The sequence below is a fragment of the Pseudomonas sp. V88_4 genome, assembly GCF_029967985.1.
Taxonomy (GTDB): domain Bacteria; phylum Pseudomonadota; class Gammaproteobacteria; order Pseudomonadales; family Pseudomonadaceae; genus Aquipseudomonas; species Aquipseudomonas glycinae.
The window spans coordinates 278798-294052 of record NZ_JASCAF010000044.1; the positions used below are offsets into that span (position 1 = coordinate 278798).

The 15255-nt window shown below is 59.7% G+C and carries 14 protein-coding genes; 8 read left to right on the forward strand and 6 right to left on the reverse strand.

Annotated features, from left to right (window positions below; genetic code table 11):
• Positions 1-26: 26 nt before the first annotated feature.
• The 7 genes from QLG12_RS22455 to QLG12_RS22485 all read left to right on the forward strand — a co-directional run bounded on the left by QLG12_RS22455 (position 27) and on the right by QLG12_RS22485 (position 7946).
• On the forward strand, positions 27-1421 hold the full coding sequence (locus QLG12_RS22455; protein WP_282475249.1) for a TIGR01777 family oxidoreductase: 1395 nt from the start codon (positions 27-29) through the stop codon (positions 1419-1421).
• A gap of 9 nt (positions 1422-1430) precedes the next feature.
• Positions 1431-3881, forward strand: coding sequence for an alpha/beta fold hydrolase (locus QLG12_RS22460; RefSeq protein WP_282475250.1), 2451 nt, complete (start codon positions 1431-1433; stop codon positions 3879-3881).
• A complete protein-coding gene (locus QLG12_RS22465) occupies positions 3878-4387 on the forward strand; it encodes a hypothetical protein (RefSeq protein WP_236192319.1) in 510 nt (169 codons plus the stop codon). Before QLG12_RS22460 ends, QLG12_RS22465 begins: the two co-directional genes overlap by 4 nt.
• A gap of 22 nt (positions 4388-4409) precedes the next feature.
• Positions 4410-4892: a hypothetical protein gene (locus tag QLG12_RS22470; RefSeq protein WP_236192318.1), complete on the forward strand. Its 483-nt coding sequence runs from the start codon at positions 4410-4412 to the stop codon at positions 4890-4892.
• 28 nt (positions 4893-4920) lie between these two features.
• A complete protein-coding gene (locus QLG12_RS22475; RefSeq protein ID WP_282475251.1) occupies positions 4921-5298 on the forward strand; it encodes a hypothetical protein in 378 nt (125 codons plus the stop codon).
• A gap of 96 nt (positions 5299-5394) precedes the next feature.
• Positions 5395-6534, forward strand: coding sequence for a hypothetical protein (locus tag QLG12_RS22480; RefSeq protein WP_282475252.1), 1140 nt, complete (start codon positions 5395-5397; stop codon positions 6532-6534).
• 44 nt (positions 6535-6578) lie between these two features.
• The gene (locus QLG12_RS22485; protein WP_282475253.1) at positions 6579-7946 is read left to right on the forward strand and encodes a lysozyme inhibitor LprI family protein; all 1368 of its coding nucleotides are present in this window, start codon (positions 6579-6581) and stop codon (positions 7944-7946) included.
• A gap of 52 nt (positions 7947-7998) precedes the next feature.
• Here QLG12_RS22485 and QLG12_RS22490 read toward each other — a convergent pair whose 3' ends face one another.
• Positions 7999-8367, reverse strand: a complete 369-nt coding sequence (locus QLG12_RS22490; RefSeq protein ID WP_282475254.1) for a DUF6124 family protein — start codon at positions 8365-8367, stop codon at positions 7999-8001.
• 587 nt (positions 8368-8954) lie between these two features.
• Between QLG12_RS22490 and QLG12_RS22495 the strand changes: the two genes are divergently transcribed.
• Positions 8955-9338, forward strand: a complete 384-nt coding sequence (locus QLG12_RS22495) for an SCP2 sterol-binding domain-containing protein (RefSeq protein ID WP_096817262.1) — start codon at positions 8955-8957, stop codon at positions 9336-9338.
• Between the two features lie 71 nt (positions 9339-9409).
• Here QLG12_RS22495 and QLG12_RS22500 read toward each other — a convergent pair whose 3' ends face one another.
• From QLG12_RS22500 to exbD, 5 genes are all read right to left on the reverse strand, one after another.
• Complete coding sequence (locus tag QLG12_RS22500; protein ID WP_282475255.1) at positions 9410-10810, reverse strand: aminoacyl-tRNA deacylase and HDOD domain-containing protein; 1401 nt, start codon at positions 10808-10810, stop codon at positions 9410-9412.
• Positions 10811-10889: 79 nt separating this feature from the next.
• A complete protein-coding gene (gene recG, locus QLG12_RS22505; RefSeq protein WP_282475256.1) occupies positions 10890-12965 on the reverse strand; it encodes an ATP-dependent DNA helicase RecG in 2076 nt (691 codons plus the stop codon).
• Between the two features lie 9 nt (positions 12966-12974).
• Positions 12975-13904, reverse strand: a complete 930-nt coding sequence (locus tag QLG12_RS22510; protein WP_064379831.1) for a hydrogen peroxide-inducible genes activator — start codon at positions 13902-13904, stop codon at positions 12975-12977.
• Positions 13905-14079: 175 nt separating this feature from the next.
• Complete coding sequence (locus QLG12_RS22515; RefSeq protein ID WP_197868885.1) at positions 14080-14829, reverse strand: energy transducer TonB; 750 nt, start codon at positions 14827-14829, stop codon at positions 14080-14082.
• A complete protein-coding gene (gene exbD, locus QLG12_RS22520) occupies positions 14826-15254 on the reverse strand; it encodes a TonB system transport protein ExbD (protein ID WP_197868884.1) in 429 nt (142 codons plus the stop codon). Before exbD ends, QLG12_RS22515 begins: the two co-directional genes overlap by 4 nt.
• Position 15255: the final 1 nt, after the last annotated feature.

The following is a 15255-nucleotide window of genomic DNA, read 5'->3' on the forward strand; positions in this document are numbered from 1 at the left end:
CTCAAGGAACGCGCTCAGGACACGGAATGCCAGCCCCCTCTTTCTCTCTTCGCCCCGCGATGGTGCTTTGGCTGTATGCCGCCGCGATCGTGCATGTGCTCGCCGGTCTCACGCTGACCTGGGCCGGTCATTCCGGATTTCTCGACGGCTATCTTCATACCCTCGAACTCGCGTTCTGGGGCGCCGATGCGGTTCCTGCTGCCGGTCACGAGCTGCAGGTCTGGTGGCTCGCCCTGTTCGGCGCGACGTTGCAAAGTTATTCGCTGTACATGCTCGCGTTAGTGCACCTCGGCAACCGTCTTAAAGCTCCTGCAATTTGGGGGTGGTTGTTGGCTGGCGTGCTGTTATGGGCACCGCAGGACATGTGGCTTTCAGCTCAACAACAGGTCTGGTCGCATCTGTGGCTCGACGGTTTCGCGCTGCTGGTGCTGTTGCCGCCGTTGGTCTGGTTGTTGCGCCATGATCGTCGGAAATCCCCGCCGGAAAGAACCGTGAGCAAGTCCAACCCCTTTGCCGGCGGCGCCTACAAACGTGTGCTGATCACCGGGGGCACCGGGTTTATCGGTGAAGCCGTAGTCAATCAATTACTCGACGCCGGCCACACGGTCAGCGTGTTGGCGCGTGATCCGTTGAAAGCGTCAAACCTGTTCGATGGTCGCGTTCGCTGTGTGCGGTCGTTGAGCGAACTCGGCTGCGACGACCCCTTCGACGTGGTGATCAACCTCGCCGGCGCACCGGTCGCCGGCCCGCGCTGGAGCCCCGAGCGTCAGGCGCAACTGCTCGCCAGTCGGGTCGATACCACCGAAGCCTTGATGACCTGGCTGAAGCACACAAGCCACAAACCGGCGCTGTGGATTCAGGCCTCGGCCATCGGTTTCTACGGCGTGCGTGATGCCAGCGAAAACCTCGATGAGCAGGCCAGCAAGGGCGACGGTTTCATGGCCGAGCTCTGTGCGCGTTGGGAGGCTTCGGCGCAACCCGCGACGCAGTTTGGCGTGCGTCAGGTCGTGCTGCGCCTCGGCGTAGTGTTTGGCCCCGGCGGTGCGCTGTTGCCGTTGCTGATCCCGTTCCGTCTGGGTTTCGGCGGACGCATGGGCGATGGTCGGCAGATCATGAGCTGGGTGCATCGCGACGATGTGGTTCAGGTGATCGCGCGATCCTTCCACGATGAAAATTTGCGCGGCACCTACAACATGGTCGCGCCTGAAACCGTCAGTCAGGCAACGTTCGCCGAGAACGTCGGCAAAGTCCTCAAGCGCCCGGTGTGGTTCCACATTCCAGCCGCGCCAGTGCGTGCGTTGGCCGGGGAAATGGCTCAGCTGTTCTTCGACGGTCAGCGTGTGGTGCCGCAGCGTTTGAGCGAGGCGGGCTACACGTTCCGCTATCCGACCCTCGACGCCGCGCTGCGCGATCTGGCCTGAGGATCGCCCATGAGCAAGCCCCTGATGTACCTCTTGGCCGGCAACGGCAGCGCCGCCGATTGGTGGGATGACGCGCTGCCGCATTTTCAGCGTTACGAGGTGGTGCCGCTGGAGCTGCCGGGCTTCGGCGCCAATCCGCAGCCGCCCTGCGAGGATCTGGCGGCTTATGCGCAGACCTTGTTGGCGATGACGCAAAAGGGCAGCGCGATCATGGCCGTCGGGGTCAACGCGTTGCTGGTGCTGCATGCGCTGCAACGTCGGCCCGGGCACTTTTCTCGCAGTGTTCTGTTGGCGCCGGTGGGCGCCTTTTTGTGGCAGCGCCGATTGCCGGCGCTGATGTCACCGCTGCCGATCCGCAAGTCCATTCACTGGCTGCTGTCGAACAAGCCCACACTGTTCGCGCGCAAATTCTCCAACCAGACCTGGACGCCCGCGCAGTACCAGCGCATGGGTGCCGGTTATGCGCGTTGCCGTGCGTTTGTGCCGCACTGGGATCTGATCCGTGCCGACACCGCGCTGCCATTGCTGGAGTGGATCACCGACCCGGTCGAGCTGGTCTGGGGCGATCAGGACAAGGTGCTCGGCATCGAACAAGCGGCGGCATGGTCGGCGATTCTTGCGCGCGCAGACCTGACCATCAGCCTCAAACCCGGTTGGGGTCATTACCCGTGGATCGACGCGCCCGCGCAGTTTGCGCAGTGGCTGGAGTCGGGCGAACGCGGGTTCGTCGCGCACACCAAGGGCGGTCGTTTGCGTCTGGCGGCACTGGCCCGGCAACCGGTGCCGGCGGCGCTGACCCTCAACGATTGCAACGACCCGCGACTACCGGGCTTCCTCGCCAGTCATCCGAGGGCGATCTGGGCGGTACGTTCCTCCAGTTACGGCGAAGATCAGGCCGACTCGGCGAATGCCGGTTTGAGCACGACCTATCTGCGCGAGCCGGCCGCCAACGTGCCAGCGCGCATCGCCGAGCTGACTGCCGAAGGTGTCGAGGAAGTGGTGGTGCAGCGCTTCATCACGCCGCAGGTGTCGGGCATCGCGTTTGTGCGTCATCTGTCGGTGGAGCTCGAGTGGGTTGAAGGTCATCTTGAGTCCCTTGCCGACGGTCAGATCAGCCCGGAACGGGCGACGCTTTCGCGGCTCGGCGATGCCTGGCGCAGTGGCACGTTCACGGCCGCCCACGGTTTGACCGAAGACGTGCTGTGGCGCTTTCTCCAGGATGTCTTGCGGGTGTTTCACTATGTGCCCGGCGATGTCGAATGGGCCTGGGACGGTTCGCAACTGTGGCTGCTGCAATATCGGCCGATCAGCGACTACGGCTGGCGCCGGCACCTGACGGCCGCCAACATCGCCGAGATCTTGCCGCCGCAACCCAGTGTGCTGGTGGAGTACGCCCAGCGCCGGGCCGCCGCGAGTATTCCGGCGATCATGGCCCGTTGGGATGCGCGGGTGTTGCAGGACAACGAACCGTTCACGGCTGTATTTGGCGGCGCGTCCTACATCAACAACGACCTGTTTCTCGCACGGTTGGCCGACTGGGGCATCAGCGCCAGCAACTATGCCGGTGAAGTCGGCGGCGCGACCCCGCATCTGCCGTGGCGACCGCTGCGGATGTTGCGTTCGCTGCCATTGTTTCTGCGTATGCAGTGCATCGCTCGCGGGCATTTGCTGAGCCTTGAACGCGGCTTGCAGCGCTTCGACCGGGAGCTGACCGACCTCGTCGCCCAGGGTGCGGACGGGCAACAACTGGCCGACTGGTTCACCCGGTTCTATGTGTTCGTGGTGCAGGGCAATCTGTGCATCGCCACGGCGCTGGCTAGCAGTGGCGGGGACTGGCTGGGCCGACCGCCCACCGCTTACGACAGCCTGGAAAACAGCCCCCATCGACTGCCGTGGGAGACCGATCCGGCCACACCTCGACCCGCGTCGAACGCTCTGCCCTTACAGGCCTTCCCGCAATGGTCAGGGCTGATTCGCCTCGCTCATTCAACCGGCCTGCCGGGCCTGCGTGGTTACTACCTGCAAGTGCGCGAGTGGTATCGCGACAACCTGATGCGCATCTTCTTCCGCCTGCATCACGCCATGCCGCTGGCGGATCGCGAACACTGGTTTGCGCCGCACCCGGACATCCGCACGCGCGACGGCAGCTTCTGGCAGGACGGCCGCGAAGGTGCCGAACAGGCCACCGGATTCATGATCTACCCGGGGCAGGTGCGGGGCATTCTTGGCGAAGACATCTTGCTGGAAGACACCCTCGATCCCGGGCGTCACGCGCACTATCAGGCAGCGCGGGCGGTGATTGCGCGAATGGGCGGGCGGTTGTCGCATGGTTCGACGTTGTTGCGGGAATTGCGCAAGCCTTCGGCGGTGATGCCGCAGGTGGATCTGGCGTGGATCGGGTGCGAAGTGTTGTATCGGGATGGTGAATTGGAATTGATGAATTCGAAGGATGTGAAGTGAAACGACTGCTGGTGTTATGCATGAGCTGGTTGCCAATGGCAGCGATGGCGTCGGATATCTGCAACGAGAAAAGCGATACCAAGACTTTTCTTACGCAATGGAAAGACAGTGGAGAAAGTGTCGAAGACATACATTCTGGCTTCTACGATGGCGAATTTTCTCTAGAGCGTGGCAAGGTGGTGTACCAAGGTGATCTCAATGGCGATGGCCGAGACGATTTCATCTTCCTCTCCTATTCAAGTCACGGCTCGGCCGGCGACATGACGTACGCCTTCCTGATCCAATGCCGTGGTTACTTGAAGCATACCGGCGGTGATTACTTTGCCGGGATCAAGGTACTGGACGGTCCGCCCAAGAACGGCGGAGACGTCAAAGACATCGAGATCTATTCCTACATCAGGGATAAACGCGGGCAGATTCGCTACAAAAATAACGTAGCCATGACCCGACCACATCTGTGGCAATTCAACCCGCAGACACAGCGTTATGAAGGTCAGTCCGAATAGATTTCAGTTCCGGAGTTACAGCGTGAAAGGATGTTCAGTTCTACTCGGCAGTCTCCTGGCCATTGTCACGTCCGTGGCTTTCGCCGCTGACCCGGACTTCAAGGATTACACCGTCACCCCGGTGTTCACTGGTATCAATCACGAACCGGTGCCGCAAGAACACAGCAACCCGAGGATGGATAAGGATCGTGCGCAGGCACTTAAAGGCAAGGTCAACTTTGCCGGCCACTACATCCTGCACCGAGTCGGTTGTGGTGGCAGTGCCATTTGCGGCGAAGTGCTGGATGCGCGTACGGGGGAGGTTGTCGGCGGACTGCCGAATGCATACGACGGCAATACCTTCAGCCTGTCGAACAAGCCCGATAGTCGTCTACTGATTGTTTCCGGCATTGCGGCCGATACCGAAGAGGACGCGCAGGGTAATGAGCTGGAAAGCCGCTACAGGACCCGCTACTTCGAGTTTGTGAACAACGAGTTCCGGCTGCTGACGTTCAAAGACTTGTGAGCGCCGCTGTTTGATTAAGGATGATTGGATGAACCGCTTTTCCATTCGGCCCATGCTGAGTGCACTTCTACTTTTGCCCCTCACCTACGCCATTCCGGCAAGTGCTGAGGCCGGGAGTTGCTACGGCTATCTCACCGAAATGGTTCGTAGAAGTAACTTCCCGTTTCGCTATGTCGGCAAGGACAAGGTCAATCTACTGATTGATGAAGACGACGGTGAAATGGTGCGAGCCCAGTTGCTCTTTGATACGGACGGCACCGGCACCATCGGCTGGATCAAATACACCCCGGCCACTGGAGTGTTGCTCAACACCTCGGCTGAACTGGAAGAGCCGGTGGAACTGTCTTTCGATGCCAAATTTGCCGATAGCTACGCAAAGCGCCTGGCTGGACAAAAGGCTGCTTAACGACAAACAAAATGAGAAAAGCAAATGAGTAGGATGTGTTTTTTGTATTTCAAGGGTTTGATTTCGAAATCTGTCTCGCTTGTTGAAAACATTTTCATGGCTGATTTAATGAGAAATATATATTCGACGCGTGTTTTTTTATCGTTAACTTTTCTGTTTTTTAGTTCGGTCGCACTTTCCGCGAGTTTCGATTGCGGCAAGGCTTCGACGGGCGTAGAAAAGAAAATCTGTAATTCTCCTTCTTTGTCAATAATGGATGAAAAGCTGAGTGAGCTTTTCAAACCGTTAAAGAGTCGACGGACTTTTCAAGTAATCGAGAGTGATTGGCTTGAGTCAGAGCGTAATTCTTGTGAGTCCGTTGAGTGTATAGAGGATGCTTATGTTCAGCAGATACAGTTCATGTCGCCGGTTACTATTGCGCCCAGGCCGTCTCAGAAAGATATAAAGTTGATGCCGGGGGATAAAACGTATACGCAGTTTGAGCGTTCATGGAAGGTCGTTGATTTAGCATGGCTTCCCAATGAAAAAGGTGCTGTTGAACGATTTATAATTTCCGCCGAAACAATATCAAGCATGTTGCATGTCATCGTATTTGAAGGGCATTTTGATCCAGCGATGATTGCGTATCGGGGTAATCTTTATGAGTACGTTGATCGCAATGACAGGCCTGTGTTGCACACGATTGCAAAAGATATTGGCTTTGATGGTGCTCTAAATCTGGGTTCGAACGACGAAGGGAAAAGGTTTGCTGGAATATTGGATGGGTCGTTTTACTATCGTCAGCAGCTTTCGAAAAATCAGTTGCGGGGGATGGCTTATAAATTCGGATCTAGGCTGCCGCCGGTTGAAAGTAGTTTATTGTTCCAGCAGTGGTCAAATACTGATGAAAATGCTGTCAGTGGTTTGACATTCGGTTGGGGTGGTGATTATGGGAAGTTGCAAGCGTATTATTCGCACACCAAAGGATATGAAACGATAGCTCCGGTTGACCGGCCGGAAGTGGGTTGGAATATTTATAGTCCGATTTGGAGCAAGACCCGACCGACGTTTTACTTCAAAAATGGTACTAACACTATTTGGCGTGCCAATGTCTCGGATAAGACGCTGACGAAAGTTGTGGCGGCCAGTGATGACGGAATGATTTATAACCCTACGCCTGTAGATATAAACGGACGCGAAGCAGTCGTTTATCTAAATGGATATACTCTGAAAATGGCTATATCGCTTGATGAATAAGTGCGGCTTAAAAACATATCTTCGAAATTTTGTTGGAATTCCCCGTGAATAAATATTTTATTCCAGCGTTGCGCGGCGTACTGTTTGGTAGTTTATCTCTGTTAGGGGGACATGCGTTCGCACAGGATGCATGTGTCGATATCACAACGAACTCCCAGAGTGAAAGATGTTCTGTGAGTGCCAAGGCTGCTGCAGATGCTCAGTTGAATACCAGTTATCAAGAATTGCTGGTTCGGCTCGAAGGTGGATATCAGACCGATCCAGTTCTTGCCGCAAGCCAAAAGGCGACGGTTCAGGAGGCTCAGCGCGCTTGGATCAAGCTACGCGATACCGATTGCCAGATTGATGCGTTGGAGACGGAGCCGGGCTCTTCGGCGCATGTGGCAGCCGTGAACAATTGCATCGCCAGCATGAGCCGTGATCGGTCGGTGTTTCTGGACAATATCGCGTCCGATAGCGGTAGTGGCTCTGCATTTGGGCGTGGCTCGTGCCCGACGCAAGACTTCGCCCAGTTTCTTCCATACTTTTCCGCTAATGCCGAATCGCAAAAGCGACTGACTGCGCAAGCAGTGAAACTGTTGGTGTTGAAGGGGACGTCGGATATAGGACGGATAGTGACTCACGTCACGGCAGAGGTGGGGCGCGACATGGCGTTTCCCTTAATGGCTGTGGTGCCTGATGGGAAAGTCGAAGGGATAGAAATCGAGAAGGTGGATGATCGTCACGTTGACGTTGTGGATAAACGTGCCGGAAACAGCAATATCAAGATCTTCAACTTTTCGCGTAAGGCTTGCTGGACGCTTGAGGGGGTTGAGGATTGGTCGATTCCCGCAAAGGAGCTTTCTGTAGCTAGTACGCGTTCATTGAGTCGTGAGGAAAATTTCTGTTCACAGCGTGCGCAAGGATTTGCTGGCTTGGGTGGTCTTGAGCAATACCGTCTGACAGGAGAACTTTTTGAGGCTGCATTGGAAAATTATCTGTGTGCGGCTGCTTCGGGCGATCCTGTTTCCAGCGAGACTGCGGCTAGGCTGAGTCTGTCGGGTATGGCTCCGCAGTTGGAATACAGCAAAGTTGAAGCTCTTTTCAAAGCGGCAGCGGTTAATTCGCCAGGAGGAGCTGAGGGGCTGGCAAGCTTTTATTGTTTTGGCAATGACACGGCTGGAAGCGGACCCTGCCAACGGCCCGCTGATGTGGAGAAAGAGCTTATTCGCGCCAGCTCCATGGGATCAGCACATGCAATCGTTTCGCTCGGAGACTATTGGAAGAGCGGCGATCTCGGCGAGAAGGATATCCCTCGTGCCTTGGCTTGTTATCAACTTGCCGCCGATAAAGGCTACGAGTCAGGTCTCAGTGCTGCCAAGCGACTTCAGTCGGAAGTGACTGAGCCAATCGCTCCGAGCAAATGCTATTAGTACGATCAATTGACGAAGGGCGCTTAAAGCGCCCTTCGTCAGTTATGGGCTATCAACCCCGCGTTTGATACTCCCGAAACTCAATGTGATCGAGCGTGCCTTCCACCATCAGCCGCACGCCGTCCGCCATTCTGCTCAGGCCCAGTGCCATCGAGCGGCGGGGGCCGTCGAGGTCGTCGGCCAGGTTGGCGGCGAAGGCGCTGATGGACAGGAGGTCTTCGGAGGCGTTGGCCATTAGGGCTTCGGCGTCGGCGTTGGGGCAGAGGGCGAACAGGCCACCCAGGCGTTTTGGGCGTGGGGCGGTGGGTTTGAAATGGCGGTCGAGGGCGCGCTCGGCGGCTTCGTGGAGTTTCTTTGAATCGGGAGATTCGTAGGGGGAGGTTTCTGGGATTTCAGGAGGGTTGGGTGTTGGTTTGATCATGGATGTCATCCCTGGAGTTAAGACGCTGACACCGTTTCGCTTTGCACTTCGAAATAGGTGGCAGCTGTGCGTTGGTGTGCAAGACCGGTCCAGGTGCCCGGCAGACCCGAAGGTCTCCGACGCACAGCCGCCATAACGATCCGCGAGCATAGGAAAAGGCTCGGCGAAATGCCATTGCGATTGTGCACCTGAACCGGACTTGCACGTCCGAGTCACCGATTTTGCGGCGACACACAGAGGCTATCGGTGATGTCCAAGTTCGCCTAGTTCATGGGTATCCCCGCGTTTTGCGGGAAATTTCCCATAGGTTTGCGGGGGAGAAGATCAAAAGAGCGCCGCCTCCGGCAGCTCCTACAGGAATGTGTTTCTTCAGGTGTAGGACGGGGGGATGGTGTGACGCGGAGCGTCACGGGATGCATTCCCACGCAGAGTGTGGGAACGATCGGGTTCAGGGGTGGAAATCGTGACTTGGTAGTCATCTGGCAGGAAAATACCTACATCGTCTTCTATCAATCCAAGATAGTGGCGAATTCGTCCGAATCCCTTACACTCCCCCAGCCGTTCATTTTCCTTTTGAGGCTGTGCGCATGAAATTTCGTTTTCTTCTGTGGATGCTGGGTCTGTTGATGGGTAAGGCCAGTCGGACAAATCCTGCGTTCCAGCAGCAGTTGGGTGACAAGGATCTGGTGTTTCAGCTACAGACTCTGGACGGGAAAGTGGCGCGGCATTTCGTGGTGAAGGATCAGCGCATCACCAGCAAGTCCGGGGTGGTGGCGGAGCCGGCGTTTGCGATTGCCTTTAAAGACGCGGCGTTCGGGTTTGCCACGATGCAGGCCAAGAACAAGCAGTTGGCGTTCATGCAGGGGATTCAGGACAAGTCGATCCAGCTCAAGGGCAATCCGGCGCTGGTGATGTGGTTTCAGGGGTTGATGAAGTATTTGAAGCCGAGGAAGGCCAAGCCGAAGGCTTGAGTCCGGTGTGAACGATCAACAAAAAAGGCCCCACACTCGTTTGAGTGTGGGGCCTTTTTTATGGGCGCGAATCAGGCCTGGCTGAACTGCGAAGCCAGCTCACGCAACAGCACTTCCGCCTCAAGCACTTTGCTGACCACATCATTGGCCTTGTCGCGGCTCAAGCCAACACGTTCCAGCAGCGCATCCGGAATGTCTTCGTCCGGGCCGGAGCCGATGCCGCGACTGCGCAGCAGGCGCACGGCCAGGCAGACGAGGTTCGGGTATTCGGCGTAGGCGCCGTCGTAGTTCGGGTCGTGCTGGAAGCGCAGGGCGGTGGCCAGTTCGTCCGGCATGTCCCAGTAGCGCATCAGCCAGGAGCCGATCTGTTCGCGGCTGATGCCGAGCAGGTGTTGCTCGACGTAGCTGTGGCACAGGTGCGGGTTGACCTCCAGGTGGCGGCAGATCAGCGAGAAGTGCGGCGGGAACACGTGGGCCAGCAGCAGGTAGCCGAAGTTGTGCAGCAGGCCGGCGAGGTAGGTCAGGCCGGATTCCGGGCGCTGGGCGCGCGGCATGGCGCGGGTCAGGCCTTCGATGACGGCGGCGGTGTAGATCGACTGCTGCCAGTACGGCGTGGTGTGTTGTGGGTGGTCTTTCGGCAGGCTCAGGGTCTTGCCGAGGGCCAGGCCCAGCGCCAGGTTGATCACCAGATCGAAGCCCAGCACGCGGACGATCGCGTCTTCCACTGAACGGATCTTGCCCGGCGAGGCGTAGTACGGCGACGCCGCCCAGCTCACCACTTGCGCGGCCAGCGCCGGGTCGGTTTCGACCACGCCGGTGATGTCGTCGATGGTGGCGTTCGGGTCGACGCGCAGCTTGATGATTTTTTGTGCGGTTTCGGCCAGCGGCGGAATCTCGATGGTCGCTTCCAGACGCTGCTGGATGCGCCGCGCGGTGAACGCCTGCACGGCCTGGGTGATTTCCTCGCGGTCATCGTCCGGGCGGTCGAGGTTCGGGCGGATGCTGCTCAGGGCTTCGCCGAAGTTGGCGGCGCTGGCCTTGGTCAGCATGGTCTTGAAGTCTTCGCTGGCGATTTCCAGCAGCAGGCCCGGCTCGCCGGAGTTGATCAGCAACTTCGGCTCGCGCAGCAGGCTTTCTTCGTAGAGGCACGGCGAACTGGTCAGCGCCGGCAGGCCCGGCAGCAGGCTCAGGCTGTGTTTGCCGAGCATCTTTTCCAGGCGCTCGGTGGACACGGCGGTCAGGCGACGGCCCGTCAGCTCGGCGAGGCGGTTGAGATCCAGCAACTGGCTCTGTGGAAACAGCACCATCAGCGCACCGACCGCGTCGTCCAGCAACACGGCCTGCACTTTGCGCGAAGCATTGAGGCCGTGGTGGTCGAGTACCTCTTCGTAGGTGACGCCCAGCTTGTTGAGCAGCAGCCGAATAACAGACGGAGCGTGCGGGGATTCGGGGGCGAGAGCAGCTTCGGTCATGGTCTGTATCCGTTTTTGAAACAATTGCTGGAGTATAACCAGCTTGGTTGGAACGAGCTGTCAGAAACTGCGACGGTGCTCACACTTGGCCGTATTGCTGCCCGTGTCGCAGCCAGCGGTCGAGCAGCGGGCTGACGTGGGTGGGCCAGCGCTCGAGCAAAGCCTGGGCGGCATCGCGCACGGCAGGCAACAAATCGGCGTCGCGCATAAGGTCGGCGACCTTGAATTGCAGCAGGCCGGTCTGGCGGGTGCCGAGCATTTCGCCGGGGCCGCGCAGTTCGAGGTCTTTTTCGGCGATGACGAAACCGTCGTTGGTCTCGCGCATGATGCCCAGGCGCTGGCGGCCGATCTGTGACAGCGGCGGATGGTAGAGCAGCACGCAATAGCTGACCGCGCTGCCCCGGCCGACACGACCGCGCAACTGGTGCAGCTGCGCGAGGCCGAGGCGCTCGGGGTTCTCGATGATCATCAGGCTGGCGTTGGGCACGTCCACGCCAACTTCGATCACGGTGGTGGCGACCAGCAGTTGCAGGTTGCCGGCCTTGAATTCGGCCATGACGGCGGCTTTTTCGGCAGGTTTCATGCGGCCGTGGATCAGCCCGACTTTCAGTTCGCCGAGGGCGGCGGTGAGGTCTTCGAAAGTGGTTTCGGCGGCCTGGCAGGTCAGCTCTTCGGACTCTTCGATCAGCGTGCACACCCAATAGGCCTGACGGCCTTCGGCGCAGGCGCTGCGCACCCGTTCGATGACTTCGACGCGGCGGGTGTCGGTGACCAGCACGGTGTTGACCGGGGTTCGACCGGGCGGCAGTTCGTCGAGGATCGAGGTGTCGAGGTCGGCGTAGGCGCTCATCGCCAGCGTCCGTGGAATCGGCGTGGCGGTCATGATCAATTGATGCGGGCACATGCGCCCGCCGACGCCTTTCTGCCGCAGCGCCAGACGCTGCTGCACGCCGAAGCGGTGTTGTTCGTCGATGATCACCAGCGCGAGGTTCTTGAACTGCACTTCGTCCTGGAACAGCGCGTGGGTGCCGACCACCATCGGCGTGCCGCTGGCGATCTGTTCCAGCGCGGCGACGCGGTTCTTGCCCTTGAGCTTGCCGGCCAGCCACGCCACGTCGATGCCCAGCGGTTCGAGCCAGCGCTTGAAGGTGATGAAGTGCTGCTCGGCGAGGATCTCGGTCGGCGCCATCAGCGCGACCTGATAACCCGCCTCCAGCGCTTGCAGCGCGGCGAGGGCGGCGACCACGGTTTTACCCGCGCCAACGTCGCCCTGAATCAGCCGCAGCATCGGCTCGTGCTGGCTGAGGTCGTAGGCGATTTCGTTGCCGACCCGCTGTTGCGCGCCGGTCGGATTGAAGCCGAGGTTGGCCAGGTATTTCGCCGGCAGCTTCGTGGCTTTCGGCATCGCTGGCGCACGCAAGGAGCGCATGCTCTCGCGCAGGCGTTGCTGCGATAGCTGGTGAGTCAGCAGTTCTTCGAAAGCCAGGCGATGCTGGGCCCAGTGATGGCCGAGAGCGAGTTCGTCGACGTCGGCATCGGCGGGCGGGTTGTGCAGGTAGCGGATCGCATCGGCCAGCGGCGCCAGTTGATAGTCGCGGGCCAGTTCGGTCGGCAGCCAGTCGGGCAGGGTGGATGGCTTGAGCAGGGTCAGGGTCTGCATGCATAACTGACGCAGACGCGCCTGGGTCAGGCCTTCGGTCAGCGGGTAGACCGGGGTCAGGGTTTCATCCACCGGCGGCGGTTCGTCGCCGTTGATGGCGCGGTATTCCGGGTGGTAGATCTCCAGCCCCGAGGCGCCGGGCCGGGCTTCGCCGTAGCAGCGAATCCGCGTGCCGCGCTTGAGGCCTTCTTTTTGCGCGTTGCTGAAGTGGTAGAAACGCAGGCTCAAGCCGCCCGTGCCGTCCTGCAAGCGCACGACCAGGCTGCGGCGCCGGCCCATGACCACGTCGGCGCCGCTGACGGTGCCTTCGACCACAGCGTCCTGTCCCGGCCGCAACGCGCCGATCGGCACCACGCGGGTACGATCCTGATAACGCAGTGGCAGGTGGAACAGTACGTCCTGGAGGTTTTCCAGACCGACCTTGGCCAGTTTCTCGGCCATGGCTTCACCGACACCCTTGAGTGCGGTGACCGAGACCTGCGACAGCTCCGTCATGACGCTGGCTTAACCGGCCGTAACCGGCGCGGCAGGTTTGGCGACCGAGCACAGGCGAATGGAGTCGGCGAGGATCTCGATGGCTTTCGGCCGCGGGAAGCTGGCGCGCCAGGCGATGGCCACGGTGCGGAACGGCACCGGTGCCGACAGCGGGCGCACTTCGATCACGCCCGGAGCGTAGTGGTGGCTGTCCACCGCCGACAGCGGCAGGATCGAGATGCCCAGGCCGGACGCGACCATGTGACGAATGGTTTCCAGCGAGCTGGATTCCACTGTGGTGTGCTTGGCGCCGTCGTTGCCCTTGGTCAGGGTCGGGCAGGCTTCCAGCACCTGATCGCGGAAGCAGTGGCCTTCACCGAGCAGCAGCAGGCTCTTGTCGTTGAGCAGCGCGGCGTCGATGGATTCTTTCTGGGTCCACGGGTGCTGGGCCGGCATCAGGACGTAGAACGGCTCGTCGTAGAGTGGCAGGGTCAGCACATCGGCTTCGTTGAACGGCAGGGCGATGATGATCGCGTCCAGCTCGCCGTTGCGCAGTTTGTCGCGCAGCACGTGGGTGAAGTTTTCTTCGATGTACAACGGCATCTGCGGGGCGACCCGGTGCAGTTGCGGAATCAGGTGCGGGAACAGGTACGGGCCGACGGTGTAGATCGCGCCGACTTTCAGCGGGGCGGTCAGCTGGTTCTTGCCGGCCTGCGCCAGTTCGCGGATGCCCTGGGCCTGCTCCAGCACTTTCTGCGCCTGGGCGACGATGCCTTCACCGACCGGGGTCAGACGCACGGCGCTTTTGCTGCGCTCGAAAATCAGCACACCGAGTTCGTCTTCAAGCTTTTTCACGCCCACCGACAGGGTCGGCTGGCTGACGTGGCAACGTTCGGCGGCGTGGCCGAAATGCTGCTCTTGGGCGAGGGTAACGATGTAGCGTAATTCTGTGAGAGTCATAGCAAGCGTCCATGAAGATGCGGGCCAAGCATACCGGCTGCAATCGATAGACGCACGTTATCAGACTGAGTGATGAATGCGACACCGGGCAATGCCGGTTTGCCGTTTGCAGATATGACAAAGGCACCTTTCGGTGCCTTTTGGGCGGGATCGAGCCGTGTTCTGCCAGTGCAGATCAGCGGCGGCGTTCCAGCGAGTAAACAAACGGCGCAACAATTTCGATCGAGCCATTGGTCAACATGTCGGCCGGTGGCTTGGGCAGCGGTTGGGCGCGACGGATCATGTCCAGGGTGGCCCGGTCCAGATCGGCGTTGCCGGAGCGGCCCACCAGTTCGAACGACAATACATTGCCTTCGCCGTCGACCACGAAACGCAGCCGATTCAAGCCTTCCTTGCCCCGTGCCTGTGCGCTTGCCGGGTACTTCTTGTACTTCTGCAGATGCGCGAGCAGGGTGCCTTGCCAGCTGGCCTTGGCCGCCAGTTGTGCTGGCGAAGGGCCCGGTGCCGGCTGGGCGGATTTCTCCGTCGGCGCCTGGGTCTGCTGAGGCTCCGCCGGTTTTTCCTCGGAAGGTTTTTCCTTCACCGGCTCCGGTTTTTTCTCAACCGGTTTTGGCGGTTGCGGCTTTGGCTTGGGTTTTGGCTTCGGCTTGGGTACGGCAATCTCTGCCTTGGGAGCTTCGGCCAGTTTCGGGATCGGCAGTTCCTCAACCGGAGCCGGTGGCTGCGGTGGCGTGACAACTTTCGGCGGTGCGGGCGGTGGCGGTGCCGGAACCGGTGCCAGCTCGACCATCATTGCCTGCGGCGGCAATTCGATGGGCGGGCGGACGTTCCAGTTCAGCGCCAGCGCGATGGCCAGCGCGTGAACACCCAGCACCACGGCCAGGCTACCGCCGTAACGCGTCAGCTTATGGCGCGTCGTGATCATTTCTTGACTGCGCTCTCGAGTCCGACCAGACCGACCTTCAGATAACCGGCAGCGCGCAGGTTGTCCATCACGCTCATCAGGTCGCCGTAATCCACGCCTTTGTCGGCCTGGAAGAAGATTGTCGTGTCTTTCTTGCCTTTGGTCCGGGCGTCTAGCATGGCCCCGAGGGTTTCGGGCTTCACTTCGTCTTCGCCGAGGAACAGGCGCTGGTCAGCTTTCACGCTGAGGAACACCGGTTTCTCCGGCCGCGGCGCCGGTTTGGCGGTCGAGGCGGGAAGGTCCACCTTGATGTCCACGGTGGCCAGCGGAGCGGCGACCATGAAGATGATCAACAGCACCAGCATCACGTCGATGAACGGCGTGACGTTGATTTCGTGGTTCTCGGCCAGATCGTCGTCTGCGCCTTCTTTCAAATGCAGGCCCATG